The sequence below is a fragment of the Psychrobacter sp. ANT_H56B genome (genome assembly GCF_008369245.1).
Taxonomy (GTDB): domain Bacteria; phylum Pseudomonadota; class Gammaproteobacteria; order Pseudomonadales; family Moraxellaceae; genus Psychrobacter; species Psychrobacter cryohalolentis.
In genome coordinates this window covers 444451-459068 of sequence record NZ_VOBF01000002.1, presented here as the reverse complement: position 1 = coordinate 459068, position 14618 = coordinate 444451, and the positions used below count along the sequence as shown (strand labels likewise).

12 protein-coding genes are annotated in these 14618 nt (G+C 42.3%); 1 reads left to right on the top strand and 11 read right to left on the bottom strand.

Features of this window, described 5'->3' with window-relative positions; genetic code table 11:
* Positions 1 to 3 precede the first annotated feature (3 nt).
* From FQ082_RS04650 to FQ082_RS04615, 8 genes are all read right to left on the bottom strand, one after another.
* Positions 4 to 1605 carry a trehalose-6-phosphate synthase gene (locus tag FQ082_RS04650; RefSeq protein ID WP_149492216.1) on the bottom strand — a complete coding sequence of 534 codons (1602 nt, stop codon included), beginning with the start codon at positions 1603 to 1605 and terminating at the stop codon, positions 4 to 6.
* Positions 1602 to 2483, bottom strand: a complete 882-nt coding sequence (otsB, locus tag FQ082_RS04645) for a trehalose-phosphatase (protein ID WP_149492215.1) — start codon at positions 2481 to 2483, stop codon at positions 1602 to 1604. The genes FQ082_RS04650 and otsB overlap by 4 nt, the downstream gene beginning before the upstream one ends.
* Before the next feature lie 603 nt (positions 2484 to 3086).
* On the bottom strand, positions 3087 to 3818 hold the full coding sequence (locus FQ082_RS04640; protein ID WP_149492214.1) for a nucleotidyltransferase family protein: 732 nt from the start codon (positions 3816 to 3818) through the stop codon (positions 3087 to 3089).
* Entirely contained in the window at positions 3811 to 5160 is a 1350-nt protein-coding gene (locus FQ082_RS04635; protein WP_149492213.1) for an XdhC family protein, read from the bottom strand. The genes FQ082_RS04640 and FQ082_RS04635 overlap by 8 nt, the downstream gene beginning before the upstream one ends.
* 97 nt (positions 5161 to 5257) lie before the next feature.
* Complete coding sequence (locus tag FQ082_RS04630) at positions 5258 to 7711, bottom strand: xanthine dehydrogenase family protein molybdopterin-binding subunit (RefSeq protein WP_149492212.1); 2454 nt, start codon at positions 7709 to 7711, stop codon at positions 5258 to 5260.
* 2 nt (positions 7712 to 7713) lie between these two features.
* Positions 7714 to 8706, bottom strand: a complete 993-nt coding sequence (locus FQ082_RS04625; RefSeq protein ID WP_149492211.1) for an FAD binding domain-containing protein — start codon at positions 8704 to 8706, stop codon at positions 7714 to 7716.
* On the bottom strand, positions 8703 to 9383 hold the full coding sequence (locus FQ082_RS04620) for a 2Fe-2S iron-sulfur cluster-binding protein (protein WP_149492210.1): 681 nt from the start codon (positions 9381 to 9383) through the stop codon (positions 8703 to 8705). The genes FQ082_RS04625 and FQ082_RS04620 overlap by 4 nt, the downstream gene beginning before the upstream one ends.
* A gap of 138 nt (positions 9384 to 9521) precedes the next feature.
* Positions 9522 to 9665 (bottom strand): hypothetical protein, encoded by a 144-nt coding sequence (locus tag FQ082_RS04615; protein ID WP_262498151.1) that lies wholly within the window; start codon positions 9663 to 9665, stop codon positions 9522 to 9524.
* 294 nt (positions 9666 to 9959) lie between these two features.
* Between FQ082_RS04615 and FQ082_RS04610 the strand changes: the two genes are divergently transcribed.
* Positions 9960 to 10202: a hypothetical protein gene (locus tag FQ082_RS04610; protein WP_149492209.1), complete on the top strand. Its 243-nt coding sequence runs from the start codon at positions 9960 to 9962 to the stop codon at positions 10200 to 10202.
* Positions 10203 to 10328: 126 nt separating this feature from the next.
* On the opposite strand, the gene FQ082_RS04605 is transcribed toward FQ082_RS04610, so the two are convergent.
* From FQ082_RS04605 to FQ082_RS04595, 3 genes are all read right to left on the bottom strand, one after another.
* The gene (locus tag FQ082_RS04605) at positions 10329 to 11054 is read right to left on the bottom strand and encodes a DUF3726 domain-containing protein (RefSeq protein ID WP_149492208.1); all 726 of its coding nucleotides are present in this window, start codon (positions 11052 to 11054) and stop codon (positions 10329 to 10331) included.
* Complete coding sequence (locus FQ082_RS04600; RefSeq protein ID WP_149492207.1) at positions 11038 to 12768, bottom strand: hypothetical protein; 1731 nt, start codon at positions 12766 to 12768, stop codon at positions 11038 to 11040. The genes FQ082_RS04605 and FQ082_RS04600 overlap by 17 nt, the downstream gene beginning before the upstream one ends.
* 111 nt (positions 12769 to 12879) lie before the next feature.
* Entirely contained in the window at positions 12880 to 14559 is a 1680-nt protein-coding gene (locus FQ082_RS04595; RefSeq protein WP_149492206.1) for a BCCT family transporter, read from the bottom strand.
* Positions 14560 to 14618: the final 59 nt, after the last annotated feature.

The following is a 14618-nucleotide window of genomic DNA, read 5'->3' as shown; positions in this document are numbered from 1 at the left end:
TTCTTATGAGTCAGACATTTGGACTGTGACAGGTTTCAAAATATCTGTTTGTCGCCTTTTAACATCATACAGATCATCTAAAAAACTCTGCTGCCAAGCTTGCAAGTTATCTTTTTGCAATCCTTGCAGTAGCGATTGATAGCGCGACTGCCGCTCACCTAATGGCATCGTCAGAGCAATCCCTAAACTGTCTGTCATACTTTTTGGTTGATGTGGGTCGATAATGACTGCGGCTTGCATTTGCGCCGCTGCCCCAGCGTAACGTGAGAGCAATAGCACACCAGGATTATCAGGGTTTTGCGCTGCAATATACTCTTTGGCAACCAGATTCATACCATCTTTGAGCGAATTGACCCAGCCGATATCACTCTGCCAGAACATCGTCATTAGTGTCTCGTGGCTTATTACGCTTTCGTCATAGTTGATAGCTTGCCAAGTATCTGTAGAAGCATCTTTTGTATATTTACTAGGCAAAAACTGCTGATTAATATCATTAACAGCAGTTTTAACATCATGATGAAGTTGTTGATAAGCAGGCACATCTAAGCGACTAGGACAGGCGATTTGTAATAATTTCAGTTGATTCTGATAAGACGGATTTTGCTGTAAAAAATTGCGATATGCCGAAAAACGCTTTAACAAACCCTTTGAGTAATCAATTCTATCTACTGCAATAATCTGCTGGGTAGGAGACTTTATGCTTTTTTTGTTCTGATGGGCTTTGACGTATTGTACTGAGCACTGCGAAGACAAGTGACTGACTTGTTGTTGGATTCTCTCCACATTCACACCGATTGGATAAGCCTTAACCATTAAAGAATGCTGGGATTTTAAATCTAAATTGAGCAGTAACTGCACATCAGATGATTTATATAGACTAGCAGCATGTTTGTCGTGTAAAACATTTATTGGTGAGAGCTCTAAAGAACATACTGCTAAAATCTTATCTGTTAAATAATATCTGCAAACCGCAAGACAGTTGGCTCTACCTTGATGAGTTTGTGTACCAATTACGTCATAATGAGCAAGCTGCCTAATGAGCTCATCGCTTTTATCAAGCGATTGCCAAAATGGCAATGAGACAAATGGGATGTGTAAAAAAAATCCGATACGATTGTGAATACCCAACTGCCTACAATGATATGCCACACTTAAAAAGTGATAATCATGAACCCAAATCACATCATCAGGCTTAATAATCTTCTTTAATTGCTTCGCAAAAAGACGGTTTACCTCTTGATAGCCTGCGTAATCCTCTGGTGTTTCATGAATTAAATCAGGTCGCTCGTGCAATAATGGCCACAATACATTATTGGCAAATCCACAGTAAAACTGCTGATATTGCTCAGTCGTAAAAGCAGTGGTCATATAAGTAACAGATGTCTTGCCCTGTGATATATCTATGCCTGATAAGACGGCTTGTTTGGTAATACTAAATTCATTAGAGAAATCATCATCAAGTCTATCAACTATTTCACCATTCCAGCCCATCCAAATGACTGATTTTTCCATTAACACGTCTTGCAGTGCTATCGCCAGTCCGCCTGCCATTGGATTTTTATCAGGCATTTTAACCCGATTAGACAAGATGATTAAGCGGCTCATATCACGTGTCTCACTTTTTCTTTTGCTAGCATTGAATGCTCTTGGCAAAAGCTTAAAAAGCTATTCAGTAATATGGTGACATCATGAGTATTACATACATAATAATTGGCATGCGTAGCCTCACTACCAACCTTAATCCCCATTCCTTTTAATGGCTGTGGTTGACTGGCTATTATTTGATTTTCACCTTGTACAGCGATAAACCCTGCTTCATCAGTAGTATCATCACCGATAAAAATAGGGAAAATACTATTACTACTCTGCATTCTTTTTAATAAAGTCAGAACTGCGTTACCTTTATCCACTCCTTTTGGCACTACCTCCCAAACATACTTACCGGATTTTAATGTCCAGTTAGCATGAGTTTTTAAGGTTTCTACCATGATGGTATAAGCCGCATCAGCCAAAACAGGGTTCTTTCGGAAATGGAGGGCGACAGAATAGGGTTTATCTTCTACGGTAAAGTCATCAAAGGGAATGCAAGATTGGATAATAGACTTTCTTATTACAGCAAGTTCCATGATGTCAACAGATACAGCATGTGTCTCATTATGATCACTGATATCATCAAACGCTATTTCTAGTCCATGCGTTGCGGCAATCGGTAATGTTAAAGGAGACAGCATTTGCCTTGCTTCAGCCAAACTGCGTCCTGTTACGACAGCAAGTTTTACACCATGGCTTTGTATTTTTTGTAGAAGAGTTAAGTTTGATGTTGAGATAACGCTGTCTTTTGGATTCAGTGTGAAATCCGCTAACGTACCATCTATATCTAGAAACAAATAATAATTTTGCTGAGGGCATAAATAGTCAGCAAAGTTTTTTGGCAGAATATAGATAGGTCGCCTATTTATGCTGGGATTTCTTCCTGAAGTCACGTTTCTTCCCTTTTAATATGAGACCATTTTTCGCTCTAACACCACCTAAGTTTGAAAGAATTTAGCTGCTAAAAGTTACTGCCGTTTTTAATATGGATTTATAGGAAGGCCACTACTAAGCAACTAAATCTAATAAGAAGTGTGCCATAGCTCCAGTAAAAATCTAGTGACTAGAGTGTGCTGTTTGACGTGAGTTCTGTAACTCATTGAACACGGTTGCCATTTATAGCAGGCCGCTATACATTGTGTGGAATTCAATGGCGCTTAGCTTTTCGCGTAGTGCGCTCATTTGTAACTTGCAGCTCTTGTAATACGCTACTTTGTCTTTCTCTTTTTCCTCTAAGCTTTTTTGATAAGTAAAATCGTCCAATAGCATTAAACAATTTGTAATTAACTTGAGATTATTTAATGATAGATCCTCATACTTACCCAAAGTATGAGACTTGATTTTTGAGCGCAATTAAAATAATCCCAAATTACTGTCTTGATAATATTTTTTAATCCGTTCGTCCCTTGATTCTACGCTACTCTTATCATTTTCTTTCATCGCAATCCTTAAACTATATACTCCTGTGCTTATAATTACCCATTTTTTATAAATGACTAAGCATCAAGCCAATGCTGTTGTCTGGCATAAAAAAGCTGTTTGGGCGTATCGATATCATAGCTAAGTTGATGGTTTATGACCGTACTTAACTGATTGAGCGGTAAGGCTCTAATCAAATAGCGCAGACCTTTATCCCCTCTCAGTGCTGGTTTCCATTGTTTGAGACGCTCAACATTAATAACTATCGGAAGACCGATGATATTATTCTTACCTGTATCAGTAGAATACGCTTTATCTAGATATTGATAACTACTAGCGACCACTGTGCTTTTGAACGCTAATAATTCTTTCAAATGCTCACTATCTAACAATACTTGATCGACCCCCATGATTAACACCCGATTAATCAATGAGACTTTCAAGTTAGTCAGAGCTTCAGTACCAAGAGACAAGCTATGCGCCATACCCGTTTTAGGTATTAAATTAATCACGGTATAGATTATTGGATTTTGACGGACCAACCCATTAATCGCATCAGTGATTGCTGGTTGATCTTTAGGAAGGACAACAATAACGGCAAGAGGCTTTGTGGCTAATGCTATTTTAGTCATATAACAGATGAGAGGTTCGCCATGCTTGCTGAGCAGTTGCTTAGATTGACCAAGACGCTCGCTCAGACCGCTTGCTAAAATAATAACAGCGTGGTTTTGTTCATCATTTTCTGTACTATTGGGCAATGGATTTTTGGTTGGTAAAGTAGAATGATTAGTATCAACATCGCTAGTCATGGGCGTAATCATTTTTGTAATTATTGAAGACTGATTGCTCTGAGGTTTGAATAGTATATTGACTATTTGGCAGTGATGTTTGCGGCGCGTGCCCATGAATCACCGCGCTCATTTGTGCCATGATACTGAGTGCCAATGCTTCAGGTCCATCCCTACCCAACTTATAACCGATAGGATAATGCAGTTTACGAATACCATCAGCTAAAATATGTGGGTTAGCACTTGTCTCACTAATTTCTTTGATTAAACGCTCAGTACGATAGCGAGGTCCCAGTTGTCCAAGATAACGATATTGAGCAGAATGCTCTAGTAGTACGGCTAGTCGGGCGCGGTCTTGGGCCAGACTATGAGACATCACAGCAACGGCGGCGCCAGCACTGAGATTGAGCAATGTTTCGCTATCATCCAAATCCACGCACAGTACTGAATCTGCTTGGCTAAAGCGCAAACGTGTTGCATATTGGGGTCGACTGTCTATGACGGTGACATGCCAATCCTGTAACTTTGCCATTGTCACCAGCGGTATAACATCATTACCTGCCCCGCAAATCAGTAATCGTGTCTGTGGGTAAATCCGCTGCAATAACCACTCACTCTCATGCTGCCGATCACCTGTAGCTTGTAACTCTAAATCGCTCGTTAACTTAATGTATTCAGCATTTTTTTTATGAAACTTATGGTTTGATAGTTTTTGAATGGTATTTAACAACATATCATCTATAAACGTATTCGAATCGCTTATCATGTTGCGGTTCAAATATACATCAGCCAGATTTCCCGTTTTTAAATACTGATTTAAATAAATACGACTACCAACTTGTAGGTCGAGCGCTCCGTTTTCGCTACCATCTGACCTAATAAGCGTAGCAATGGTTGCTGGCTGTTGAGTATTACGAACCTGACGAATTAGATCCAATAGCGGTATTGCTGTCGCTAAACGCTCAAATAAGACATGTATTCGTCCATTACAACCCAAGCCAAAATTGAGCTCACCCTCTAAAAAATCGTCTTCAGACCTATCTTCATCTTTGACAGTAGTGCCTTCTTCTACAACAGTTGAATCAGGATCGCCATTGTTATGATATCCAATATCATCCCCTGTTTGGTATATCTGGACGCTCGCGCCATGACGGGTCAGCCAAAATGCACGTTTGATAATATGCGGCTCAAGGCAGCCGCCGCTAATCATCCCAACCGAACGTCCATCGGCGCAGATAAGCATCATCGCACCTGGTTGCCGATACGCCGAGCCTTCTGTACGAACTACGGTAGCTAATACAGCATCGATGTTTTGTTGTATCGCTTGCGCAGCAAGGTCAAGGATATCAGCCGCTTGATTCATAACGTTCCTTATAGACTTATCAGTAAGCTTAGAGAATAAGCTAAAAAAACCCGCTGTTTAATCGGGTTTTTTTAAGCAAAACAGTATTTGATAAGAATCAATCTGGCAGTTGGTCAATAAGCTTATCTAGAGTAATGGGGAAGTCTCGAACCCGGATACCGACTGCATTATAGATAGCATTTGCAATCGCTGCTGCTGCGCCTGAAATTGCTATTTCGCCAATCCCTTTGATATGCATTGGGTTGGTATAACGATCATCTTCTTCTAGCAAAATAACTTCCAATTGCGGTACGTCAGCATTCACAGGAATATGGTATTCAGAGAGGTCATGATTACACAAGCGTCCGTCATGCTTATCATGGATAACTTCTTCCATCAACGCCGAACCTATGCCAAAAACCATACCACCATAGCACTGTGAAGTAGCAGTTTTGTGATTGAGGATACGCCCTGCGGCAAATACTCCCGTCATACGCTTGACTCGAATCTCACCAGTTACTCGGTGCACAGCGACTTCCGCAAAGTTGGCGCCGAATGAAGATTGGCGATGGGTTTTTTCGTTTTTACCCGGTTTAATACTGCCTTTAGCACTTAACTTTTGGTCCTCATACTGCGCGATAATATCAGCTAGTGAATAACTATTATGGCCACTAAAATCATATCTGCTTTGTTTAACCTCCTGCTTCTCCGGCAAGCGTTCCAATACAGATTCAGGGAGAGGCACGCTCGTTTTCTCTGCTAACTTCTCTACAAGTTCAATGGCGACATCCTTACCAGATTCAATGATAGTCTCTGTTACTGTAACTTCATGCTCTCCTATTTCGCTGATCTGACCGTCATTTAGCTGGATAATGTCGGAGTATAGTCCAACTTTGTCTGCCAGCATTTCACGCAATTGCTGACACGCCAGATAAATACTGCTACCTGAGCTTGCCGCACCCATGCTACCGCCTGAACCAACGGCTGGCGGCATACTGGTATCGCCAAGTTTCATCTCAATATGGTCAACCGGTAGACCAAGTAGGTCAGCAGCAATTTGGGTAAATACGGTATAAGAGCCCGTACCAATATCGGTCATATCCGTTTCAATAATGGCTTTGACCCCAAGTGTTTTTAAGTCATCGATTTGTAGGGTTGCTCTTGCTTCAGAAAGCTTTAACTGATTACCACGGGCAGCGGCAGCCATACCGATACCCAACCACCAGTCTCCTTCTAAGCGCTTGGCAGGTATTTTATTGCGCTTCTCCCAACCAAACTGCTCAGCCCCTTTTTCCATACAGGCGATCAGCTGCCGAGTTGAAAAAGGTATTTCTTTACTAGGATCCTGATGAGGCTCATTACGACGGCGTAGCTCTATAGGATCCATATCTAATTGAATGGCCAGCTCGTCCATTGCACATTCAACAGCAATTAACCCCACTGCTTCCCCAGGAGCGCGCATTGAACCTGATAACACTTTATTGACATCAACCATCTGATAGTCGACCTGACGATTTTCACCGCGGTATAGATAGTGAGTAGACAGCGCTGCAGGCTCAAAGAAGCTCTCGCCGGGTAAGTTACTAGTGATGGTATTATGGATAAAAGTATTAATAATACCGTTCTTATTACAGCCAATGCCAATCCGTTGACGCGTATCTGAGCGCCTTATAGTGGTTTCCATGACTTGCGGGCGAGTCATCACAATCAATACCGGACGCTTAAGCTCTTTTGCAGAAATGGCTGCGGCAATCGATTCGGGTGCAATGCCAAGTTTACTGCCAAAACCGCCACCAACATAATGAGCAATCAGTTGTACATTATCTGGATCCAAATTTAAGGCATCCGCCACTTGTTGTTTGCAAGATGACAACATCTGATTGGCCGTATACAAGACTAACTTTTCATCCTCCCAATAAGCCAATGTAGCATGTGGCTCCATGGGCGAACTACTCTGGCTTGGCGTATGATAAATCTGATCAAACGAAACCTCAGACTCTTTAAGTCCTTGCTCTGGGTAGCCCTGCTTATAATTCTTGTCCGAGCCTTTTTTTTCATCAACCGAATGCGCATTTCCCAATGCTGAGCTGAAATCTATCACAGCATTTGCTGTTTCATCTTCATAAGTCACCTTGAGGGCTTTTGCGCCTTCAGTAGCCGCTTCAAAGGTTTCAGCGATTACGGCAGCTATGGGCTGACCATGGTAAAAAATCTCAGCGACGCCTTGAGTGGGTGCTTTTTTCTCCCCGCCTTGCTGAGCGTTACGCAAAAAATGCTCGGGATCAGTAACCACTTTAATAATACCTGGAATCGCCTCTACTGCATGGCTATCGATGTGCTTCACCTTGCCTTTAGCAATGGTCGCACCAACTAAGACGCCGTAAACCTGTCCTTCAATATAAAATTCTGCGCTATAAGTCGCTTGTCCACTGACTTTCAAGGAACCGTCTACACGGTTGATAGGTTTACCAACCAATTGACTGGCAGTTTTATCAAAAAGAGTATCAACTGGGTTATCCATGGTCCATTTTTTTGTGGGTTCTGATGGCAGTACTGCGTCCAATAGTGACATGATTATGCTCCCTTACCCGTTAGTGCGCGCTCAATAACTTGCTTTAACAAGCGACGCGTCAGCGGTATCTTAAAGTCGTTCTGACCATTACCCTTGGCATCTTTTAATAGTAAATCTGCCGCTTGCGAAATAATGTCGACATTACCGTCTGTACCTATGAGTAATGCTTCAACCGCTTCATTACGCCAAGGTTTAGTGCCGATACCACCAAATGCCAAACATACCGTTTCTAATTTTTTTTGATTATTAATATTGATTACTGCCGCGCATGACACTAAAGCAAAGGCGTAAGAGGCGCGATCACGAACTTTGTCATAAGTGTGCATGCCTTTCACTGGAGCTGGGAGAACAATATGAGTAATCAGCTCCCCTGTCTCTAAGACAGTTTCGATATTTGGCGTGTCTTTTGGCAAGCAATAGAAGTCTTTAATCGGAATCTGGCGCGAGGTGCCGTCTGCTTTGAGCGTTTCAATAGTGGCGTCAAGTAAGCGCATTGCTACCGCCATATCTGATGGGTGCTGAGCAATACAAGCGTCACTCGTTCCTAAGATGGCAAGTGGGCGATTTTCACCATTGATGGCTGGACAGCCAGAACCAGGATTGCGTTTATTACAAGGACTATCGGGCTGATAAAAGTAGTAACAACGGATACGTTGTAATAGGTTGCCGCCTGTAGTGGCTCTGTTGCGCAATTGACCTGTCGCTCCGGCTAAAATTGCTCGAGAGAGTACAGGATAGTTTGCAATCACAGTGGGATGCGCCGCCAAATCACTGTTCGTCACCAGCGTGCCGATGCGTAATCCACCATCAGCGGTAGTCTCTATTTGTTGCAGCTCCAAGCGCGTAATATCAACCAATTTTTGAGGAGTCTCAATCTCAATCTTCATTAAATCTAGTAAATTGGTGCCGCCGGCAATAAAAGATGCATCCTCAGGCGTGGCAAACATCACGGCTTGTTGCGGTTCGAGGACACGAATATATTCAAAGCGTTTCATAAACGTTCTCCCTTAGCACTGGCAGCATTGGGAACATTAGCAGTTTGCTTTACCATTGAATGACCGCCAATTTGTGCCTCGCTAGGCGGCGGCGACCAAATACCACTAATAGTTACATCGGCTGGGCTATTATTAGGCGCATCTTCGGTCACTGAAGAAGAGTTTAATACTTGCTTTTCAAGTACCTGTGAGATGGCTCTGATAATATTAGGATAGGCTGAACACCGGCAAATATTACCACTCATGCGCTCAGCAATTTCTTGTACTAACAGTCCATTAGGATTTTGCAAGTCAGTAGTCACGTGACTTGGCCACTGTTGCTTTATTTCCTCTATCAATGCCGTTGCAGAACAAATTTGCCCCGGCGTGCAATAGCCACATTGAAACGCATCATGGTCTTTAAAAGCCTGTTGCAATTCTGATAGCGATTCAGGTAGTCCGATACCTTCAATAGTGGTAATCTCATCGCCATCGTGCATGACCGCTAATGTCAAACAAGAATTGATTCGTCGACCATTAATAATCATAGTACAAGCGCCGCATTGCCCATGATCGCAGCCTTTTTTTGGTCCTGTGATATGTAGATGGTGACGACATACATCCAGCAATGTCGTTCGCGGGTCAAGATTATCAAACTCATAATCCTGCTGATTAATCGTTAACATTAAATTAGACATGCTGGCTTCTCGCTGGCAAAAGATAATAAAATATTAGATTAGGTTTTGTAACTAGTCTATAGATTAAATGTTAACTGTTAACTACACTCAGTTATTGCTGTTGTATTTTTCGGGACCATGAGATTTTGGTAACTTGAACTACGAACCCATAATGGGCGCAGTTCGACTAATTTCCGACTGCGCTACTTGTTCAGGTGATCCTTGCGCTACAATTTTTCCACCTTCATCACCAGCGCCCTGACCGATATCAATAATCCACTCGCTACTTATGGCAACCTGCATATCGTGCTCAACCATAATAACCGTATTGCCAGTGTCAACAAGAACCTTACAATCACCTAGTTAGCTTTATCAGTACCAGTCAAAATACAAGAATGTCGTATCTCTAAAGAAAATTGGAGCAGTTAGTAACAGTCGTAACCTTTCGTCAAGTTTCATAAAGCTACGCAACGTCATAATCCTTTATCATTTCCTTTGTCGACAGAATAAGGCTTCATCAAGACATTTTGTTTGATGGTAAGTTTTGCTTCTTAATCAATAATTCATGTTTGAATACGAATTTAGAAGGAAATGATAATGAAAAATACAATGATAAGCGCTATTGTAGCTGCTACCGTTTGTTTTGCTATGATTGGTCAAGCAAGTGCTTCACCCGCGCCGCATGTTGCAAAACATCATGTTACCCATACAAAGCAACATAAAGCTCCTCAGAAAGTAATAGTTAAAAAAGTTGCAAATAAGAAGGTTGCAAATAAGAGAGTTGTGGCTCAACACCATAAACCTGCACCTAAAGTCGTATATGTTCAAAACCGTCGTTAATTAGCATACATTTAATGGTATTATCTGATGAAAAATAGCTCCTAGTTAGGAGCTATTTTTTATTGTGTTACAGATTATAATTTCATCTATGGTCGTTTGAGCAGCAATGTATGCATGCTCTATAACCTATATACCTCCTGCCCCTTTACTTGATGCCTCACTGTTTTCGACCAATATTGCTGCAGCGCTTTTTTTCAGAGTTGCCCACTGCCCATCATCAACATAAATACCTTCTTTCCATGCCCTTTGATGGGTTGCATACAACTCATCTGTTGATACTTTACGATCAAAGTACTGAATATCCTGTTCAATATCAAAGTTGGCCGTTGATAGCTCAATGACCATGTCATTGGTATTATAATTTGCCTGCGCTTCATTAAAAAAATACAGATCAGGATAAACAAATCTTTTATCTAAAGTAAATATCGTATGCTTGGGTGCGCTACCATTGTCCCACTTCGCCAAACAAGCAATGCCTTTTGCTGCCAGTTTTGCAAGCTCACTATAAGCCAGCCAGCGGTTATGACAATTCTGCAAATACACTTTAAAATGATCGCGACTGCCCATCTTTTCAATCACATAATCCATCACTGCCGGTAAATGACAGACCAAACTGCTCCCATGCAAGTCTAGTCTGACTTCACCCTCGCCTTGGTAGATGATATCAATCGCAACATCACGTTCAGACAAAATAAAAGGACTGGCATTATTGAAATGCAAAATACCATTTAGACCAGCCATCTGTAGCTCAGCTACCATGGAAGCAATAAGGTCAGCTTCGCCTACTTCACGTTGCATGCCCAAAAAAGCTTTATTCACCATGGTCACTATTTCGTTATGCGATACGATCATGGGTTAGCCCTCTTTTCGGTACAGATAAATTTGGTAACAAAGGAAACAGCCACTCATCGCTGTGTACTTCAGCAAACAAAGGCGCACCTTGGAATAGCGTGACACGCACCCAGCGATCTGATCTTGGATCAAACTTAGTCGCGCCAAACATAGACAATTTACAGCGTAACAAATGCATTGGTAATGCCGTTTTTTGCAGCACATTAATCTGAATATCGCCCATCTTTTTATGCCCCATTGTCCAGACGCGCCGAGCAATAGAACGATACTTTGGTTGCTTTAAGATAAATTCTGATAACAATTGCTGTGGATCCGCTTGTTGTAATGCCAGATATAAAGTGTTCGCCTGCCTACCAATATCTAATAGGAACTCCTTATCATCGCCACGCTCTTGTCCACGCACACCCATTCTTGGCTCTTCTTTATCTTCTGAGCGATACCAAAACCAATAGACATTATCTTCTGCCTCAAAATCAATACTGATCGCCCATTGATAACGCGCTTCTAATACGTCAATCAAATCTTGCACGACTTTGCCACCGGGCAGTGACATAGTTTCATCAGCATTGGCTTGCCCTGCAAACCAATCAACAAGCTCAGGATACAGCTCCATCAGACAAGAAGTAATGACCTCTTGGCTCTCAAAACTAAGGTGCGCCTGACGCTGTAAAAAATCATCCCACGTAACACATCCTTCAATCTGGCTCATAAAGTTATTTTGTAGCTTATTCAGCTCATCAACGACGGTACTATTCAGTAGAATTTGCGGCCCATTGATAGTCACCACTTCAGAGAAATGCTGGATAGCGCGCTTCATTAAATGTGAAAGCTGCTGGATTTTATTATTACGATCATCTTCAATATCACAGACCAACACTGCTTGTAGCGCGCCTTCACGCGCACTCAGCCATTGATCAACGACACAAGGATGGTTAATAAGATAAGGTGCCATACCAAGACCGGTTGCATTACCTATGCCCAGATACTGCTTAATCTCAGGGTGTAAACTGACCGCTTTATCACCGCCTTTTTGCTGCGCTAAATAATCAACCCAGTCAAGGCTAAACTCTCGAATGAGATACACCGCACACATCTGGGCGCGGAACGATTGATTAAAATCTTCGCTATGATCTAGCGGTTTAAAGTCATAAATACCGAATTTACCATTGCCATAAACTGCCGTGGTACGCAAGATATAACCTACTTGCGCCAGTACGTCCAAATCAGGTTGCTGACCGTCAGCAAGTGAGCTGACAATATGATCAAAGACCCGTACACTTTTATTGGCACGTGCCAGCACCATCACCATGTTAGAGTTACGACCCGCTTCTTGTAATGGCACATTGACCTTTAGGTTTGCCAGTAGCTCATCCCCTATCTCCCCATAAACAAGGGCAAAGGTAACATCCCATTTTTGCGCAATGACGCGATCATTACGCTCTTCATCAGCAATCTGATTGCAAAATACCACCAAGTGATAGACGTGTTCAGGCGTTTGCAAACGATAGATAACCTGTCCATAGCCATCATTATCTAAATCCCACAGATGCTTACTTAATGTCCAATGCTCTTTGTCGATTTTGCGCAATAACGTACGGACAAAGCTGATACGCGTCTGATGCATCGCGCCCAGTCGTTCAGAATTCATCACCATATCGGGGCTACGGAAACTGACTGCATCTAGCTTAGGGTTGTTTGGCAAAGTATGTTCCATATAACTATCACCTTCAATAATGTGTTAAACCAACCACCTTTTAATACCTTTAATACTTTGGATTTACGGCTTTTATACGCAAATAAATGATTATTTATAACAAAGCACTACCTAGTCGATTTTTTCATTTTTTTCGACAAGTTGCTCTTCGATGAGTTGATGAGCAGTTTCCACGCTATTAGGGCGATAAAGATCCTGATCCCGTGCCATTTGCTGGGCAATTTTTGGTCCATTCCATAATGATGGCAGCAAAACAAAGGATACAGGCACTGCCGTAATGACAATAAAGGACTGCAACGCTGTCACGCCGCCTGCACCAAGCGAGATAAGAACAATCGCCGTCACCCCCATCATCACGCCCCAAAAGGTGCGAATCATAGCGTTTGGCTCTCTCTCGCCACTGATAACCACACTGATGGTATAGGTCATCGAATCACCAGTAGTAACAATGAAAACCATAGTTAGAATGATAAACAATAAGGAAGTAATCAAAGGAAATGGCAGCTGCTGAGTGATGGCAAGCAGTGCTCCAGGAAGATTAAAGCCTTCAAATGCTGTACTTACACTACCAGGATTGGCAATCTCAAATGCAAGACCCGAACCGCCGATGACTGTGAACCAAAAGCAGGTAACCAATGGTGCCAAAATGCACACGGTCGTAATCAATTCACGAATCGTGCGACCGCGTGAGATACGAGCGATAAATATCGCCATCATCGGGCCATAACCCAAAAACCAACCCCAAAAGAAAACCGTCCAACCACCAAGCCAAGCTTCATCACCACGATAGGTTGCCATCGGGATAAAGTTTTGCACCATGGTACCAACACCTTGAATATACCCATTAACAATAAATTTGCTAGGACCAAACATCAAAATAAAGACCATCAGACCAAAGGCCAATATGACATTAAAGCGACTGAGCAGCTGCATACCTCGAGCAAGACCACTGATGGCTGAGAGTGTATAAAGTGCAATAGCAAAGATGATAATGATAAGTTGGGTAGTAAAGGTATCAGGAATACCAAACAGCGTATTTAATGCATAGCTGGTTTGTAAACCCAAAAATCCAATAGGACCGATCGTACCGGCAGCAACCGCGACAATACAGCAAGCGTCAATAATTGCTCCCGTATGACCTGTCAGCACGCGCTCACCAAACATAGGGTATAAAAGCGTACGCGGTTTAAGCGGCAAGCCTTTATCATAATGCAGATGCATGACCACAATAGCCGTCAAGCTACCGACTATAGACCAAGCTAAAAATCCCCAATGCATAAAGGATTGAGATAGCGCATTGAAAGCGCGTTGTTGAATATCAGCGGTTTCAGCATAGACAGGCGGTGCGCTAACGAAATGAGCGATAGGTTCAGCGGCTGCCCAAAAGACGCCGCCGCCAGCGAGCAGCGTACAAAATAAAATCGCCATCCATTTAAAACCGTCCATCTCAGGCTTCGCTAGATTACCTAAAATGACGCGCCCCGTGCGACCTGCGCCGACTGCTAGTGCAATCACAAAGGTCGCTAACAATAAGATTTGCCAAAAAGGACCAAAGACCGTTGCCGACCAAGAAAATCCGATATTGATGAGTTTTGCCAAACGCTCTTCGGCAAAGATGGCCATAAGAACAAAGGCAATAATAAAGCCGCCACTGTACCAAAATGCTGGGTTTTTTAGCCCTAAAGTATCTAATGGATTGTCTGCATGCGCTAAAGCATCTGCTATCTTATCGGTTTTGTGAGAGCGTCCTTGCTCATGTCGCTTACTGTTAAATCCTTTTAAATCAGCCATGATGTGATTCCATATGATAATGTTGCGTCATTTAAATTGGCGTTTTATCTAAACCGTCT